Annotated in this window: 5 protein-coding genes; all 5 read left to right on the forward strand. The window is 61.6% G+C overall.

From position 1 onward, the window contains the following. Positions 1-1567: ABC transporter substrate-binding protein (locus tag AC1D1Z_RS34335; RefSeq protein ID WP_477853250.1), on the forward strand; the 1567-nt coding region annotated here is incomplete at its 5' end. Positions 1568-1586: 19 nt separating this feature from the next. Next, complete coding sequence (locus AC1D1Z_RS34340; RefSeq protein ID WP_446968411.1) at positions 1587-2567, forward strand: ABC transporter permease; 981 nt, start codon at positions 1587-1589, stop codon at positions 2565-2567. After that, on the forward strand, positions 2567-3469 hold the full coding sequence (locus AC1D1Z_RS34345; protein WP_477853251.1) for an ABC transporter permease: 903 nt from the start codon (positions 2567-2569) through the stop codon (positions 3467-3469). Before AC1D1Z_RS34340 ends, AC1D1Z_RS34345 begins: the two co-directional genes overlap by 1 nt. Then, on the forward strand, positions 3466-4281 hold the full coding sequence (locus AC1D1Z_RS34350) for an ABC transporter ATP-binding protein (RefSeq protein WP_477853252.1): 816 nt from the start codon (positions 3466-3468) through the stop codon (positions 4279-4281). Before AC1D1Z_RS34345 ends, AC1D1Z_RS34350 begins: the two co-directional genes overlap by 4 nt. After that, the coding region (locus tag AC1D1Z_RS34355; protein WP_477853253.1) for an ATP-binding cassette domain-containing protein at positions 4278-4554 on the forward strand (277 nt) is incomplete at its 3' end. The genes AC1D1Z_RS34350 and AC1D1Z_RS34355, both read left to right, overlap by 4 nt.

The raw sequence follows: 4554 nt of genomic DNA on the forward strand, positions 1-4554 counted from the left end.
GCATATCGAGGAGCAGAGCAGCTGGGTTCAGAACTTCAATCCCTTCGACCTTGCCGGCCGCCGGCAGAGCACGATGGATTTCATCTACGAGCCCCTGGTCATCTTCAATGCAGAGGATGGCGGCAAGCCGGTGTTTCGCCTGGCGACCGACTATAAGTTCTCCGGTGATATGAAATCGGTCACCTATACGCTGCGGTCTGGTCTGAAGTGGTCCGACGGCCAGCCGCTGACGTCGGCTGACGTGAAGTACACGATCGATCTCATGCTGAAGAACCCCGCGCTCGACACTGTCGGCGTCGGCGAAACCATTGCCTCCGTCGAGGCGCCGTCGGCGACCGAGGTCAGGATCGATCTCAAGGCCGTGAACTCCGATTTCCCGGAAACGCTTGCCGATCTCGCCGTCGTTCCCGAGCATATCTGGAAGGACGTTTCCGATCCGGTCGCCTTCAAGAACGAGAAGCCGGTCGGTTCCGGCCCGATGACGGAGCTGCGCCGTTTCACGCCGCAGGTCTATGAGCAGTGCCGCAACCCGAACTATTGGGATGCCGCCTCGCTGCATGTCGATTGCCTCAGGCTGCCGCAGATATCAGGCAACGACCAGATGCTTGCCATCCTGCCGGAAGGCAATATGGACTGGATCGGATCCTTCATTCCGCAGATCGACAAGACCTTCGTGGCGCTCGATCCCGACCATAACGGCTATTGGCAGCCGCCGGCCGAAACCGTCGCCTTCCAGATGAACTTCAAGAGCGGCAATGAAGGCAACCTCGAGGCCTACAAGGATCTGAACTTCCGCCATGCCTTCAGCCTCGCCATGGACCGCGCGTCGATGGTCGATATTGCCGGCTTCGGCTATCCTGTCGTCAACGAGCATGCGACCGGCCTGCCGCCGCGTTTTGAGACCTGGCGCAACAAGGGCGCCGAAGGCGACAAGGACGCCTTCATGGGCTTCGATACCGAGGAGGCCAACAAGATCCTCGACGATGCCGGCTACAAGAAGGGTGCCGACGGCTTCCGCACCACGCCGAGCGGTAAGCCGATTGCCTTCCCGATCATCGTTCCGAACGGCTGGACGGACTGGATCGATGCGGTCCAGATTGCGGTCGAAGGCCTGCGTGCAGCCGGCATCAACGCGTCCGTTGCCACGCCGGAATATGAACAATGGCGCAAGCAGATCATCGATGGCAGCTTCGAGGTCGTCATGAACTCCCGCGCCGACGGGGCAACGCCATTCCGCGGCTATTACCAGAGCCTGTCGACCGCATATGGCGGGCGCATCACCGGCGCGCCCTCGCGCTATTCGAACCCGAAGCTGGACGCGCTTTTCGATCAGTATCTGAAGGCGACGTCGGAGGACGATCACAAGAAGATCTTCAACGACATCCAGCTGCTGATTGCCGACGACTTCCCTGTCGTGCCGGTATTCAACGGGCCGACCTGGTATCAGTTCTCCAGCAAGCGCTTCACCGGCTGGGTCACCGACAAGGATCCCGTCATGAATCCGGAGGATCATGACAACAACCGCATGCGCCTGATGCATCTGCTGCGCCTCAAGCCGGTCCAATAAGCCTCGCGAGGGAGCGGAAATGCGCGTTTCGAGCCGGCGCCTCGGCGTCTATGCGGTCGCCTTGGCGTTCGCCATCGTCATGAACTTCATTCTTCCCCGGCTCATGCCGGGGAGTCCTGTCGATGCCATGGTCGCCCAGCTCGGCCCGCGGGCAACACCTGCCGCCGTCGAGGCGATCAAGGCGCGCTTCGGCGCGGTCGACCAGCCGATGCTCTGGCAGTTCGTCGATTACGTGAAGGGGTTGGCGACCCTCGATCTCGGCGTCTCGGTCAAATATTACCCCCAGACGGTCGTCCAGGTTCTTGGCCGTTCGACGCTCTGGACAGTCTTCCTTGTCACCACCGCGATCATCTTTTCGCTCTGCGTCGGTGTCGTGCTCGGCGCGATCTCGGCCTGGCGTCGCGGCGGACGCTTCGACACGATCGTCTCGCCACTTTCCGTGATCATGATTTCGGTGCCGCCTGTCATCGTGGCGCTGACGACACTTTTCGTCTTCGCGGTCTCACTGCGCTGGTTTCCGGTGGGATATGCCTATGATCCCAACCTCGATCCCGCCTTCGATTTCACCTTCATTGGCAGCGTGTTCGCCCATGCGATCCTGCCGGTCCTGACGCTTTCGCCGTTCCTGATCGGCGAATTCCAGACGACGATGCGCTCGTCGATGATCTCGGTACTCGGCGAGGACTATGTAACCATGGCGCGCGCCAAGGGGCTCAGCCACCTCACCGTCATGTTCGGCTACGGCGCACGCAATGCCATGCTTCCTGTTCTGACCAACCTGGCGCTGATGCTTGGCGCCGTCTTCGGCGGCTCGATCGTCACCGAGATCGTCTTCAACTATCCGGGGTTGGGACTGACGCTTTATACTGCGAGCATCGCCCGCGATTATCCTGTCATCCAGGGCCAGTTGCTGCTGATGACGCTCGCGACGCTGAGCGCCAACTTCCTCGTCGACATCATCTACGGGCTCGTCGATCCCAGATTGCGGGAGGCCGTATGATGAGCTTTACGCTGCGGCCCATCCTCAGGCAGAAGAAAGCGCTGGCCGGCCTCATCATCATTCTGGCTCTGTGGCTGATGGCGCTGTTTGCGCCGATCGTTGCGCCCGGCGAGCCCGGAGCGCGTGTCGGGCGCTCGCATCAACCCCCGTCGATCGAACATGTCATGGGCACGACGAAGATGGGGCGGGATGTCTATCGCCAGTTCGTCTGGGGCGCCCGTAGCTCTCTCTCCGTCGGTTTTGCCACGGGCATTGCCATCACCGTTCTCGGCACGGCCATCGGCCTCGTCGCCGGTTATGCCGGAGGCAGGACCGATGCGGTGCTCGATCTTGCGACCAATGCCGTGCTTGTTGTCCCCAACATGCCGCTGCTGATCCTGCTCGCCTCCTTCGCCGGGACGGTGGGGCCGATGACGATCATGGCGATCATCGCGCTGACCTCCTGGCCCTGGGGCGCCCGCATGACACGCTCGCAGACGATGGCGCTTCGCAATCGTGACTTCGTCACGGCCTCCAAGATGATCGGAGAGCCGGCCTGGYGCATCATCTTCGTGGAAATCCTGCCGAACCTGACGACGCTGATCGGCATCAACCTCGTCGGCAGCATCATCTACGCCATCGTTGCCCAGACGACGCTCGAATATCTGGGCTTTGGCGATCCGCTGAAGGTCTCCTGGGGCACGATGCTCTAYAATGCCCAGAATTCCTCGGCGATCATGGTCGGCGCATGGTGGGACATCGGGGTGCCGGCAGTCGGCATCGCGCTGACGGGGCTAGGCCTTGCTCTGCTGAATTTCACCTTCGACGAGATCGCCAATCCGCAGCTGCGCTCCGGCCCGGCGCTGACGCGCTGGTTCCGCCTCACCCGCGCTCGCAACAGGGAACTGGAGCTTGGCCGATGAGCGACAATCTTCTGGAAATCGAAAAGCTCAATGTCGATTACCTCATCGACAAGGGAGAATTCCGCGCCGTCAAGGAGGTCTCGTTCAATATCGGCCGGGGCGAGATCTTCGGGCTGGCGGGTRAATCCGGTTGCGGCAAGAGCACGATTGCCTATGCCATCACGCGTCTTTCCAAGGCGCCTGCCTGGATCAGCGGCGGCAGCATCCGGCTGGACGGACAGGATCTCCTGAGGCTGCCCGAATGCGAGTTGCAGAAAATCCGCTGGAAGCGCATCGGCATGGTCTTCCAGAGCGCGATGAATTCACTCAATCCGCTGATGCGGGTCGAGGCGCAGTTCCATGACGTTCTGCGCCGACACACCGGTTGCTCGCATGAGGAATCAAGGGCTCGCGGCGAGGAGATGTTCCGCCTCGTCGGCATCCCCACACATCGCATCGGCGACTACCCGCACCAGTTCTCCGGCGGCATGCGCCAGCGCATCGTCATCGCCATCTGCCTGGCGCTCAGGCCCGAACTCATCATCATGGACGAGCCGACGACGGCTCTCGACGTGGTCGTGCAGCGGGAGATTCTCGAGCAGGTCGTCGATCTGCAGCGGACCTATGGTTTTTCGGTGCTCTTCATCACCCATGACCTGCATCTGATGGCGCAGCTCTGCCAGCGCATCGGGGTGATGCTGAAGGGCGAACTCGTCGAAGTGGGCGACGTTCGCCAGGTCGCTCAAGCGCCGCGGCACGATTATACCCGCAAGCTTTGGAATGCCATTCCGCAGCTTCCGGGCAATCCGCATCTATCGGGAGTCTTGGCATGAAAGCGGAGGCAAATCCTGTTGTCGCCGACGCGGTGATCCGGCTCGAAGACATCAAGCGTAATTTCGGCCCGGTACATGCGCTGAAAGGTGTGTCCTTCTCGCTCTTTCCCGGGCGGGCATTGGCGCTGGTCGGCGAATCCGGCTGCGGCAAGACGACCTGCGCGCGCATCATCGCCCGCTTGGACAAACCGACGGGCGGCAGGCTGTTTTTCCGCGGGCAGGATCTGACCGCCCGCGGCGAGGCGAAGGATGAGCATCAGTACCGCAGGGAGG

The organism is Rhizobium sp. P1_E1 (genome assembly GCF_056406015.1).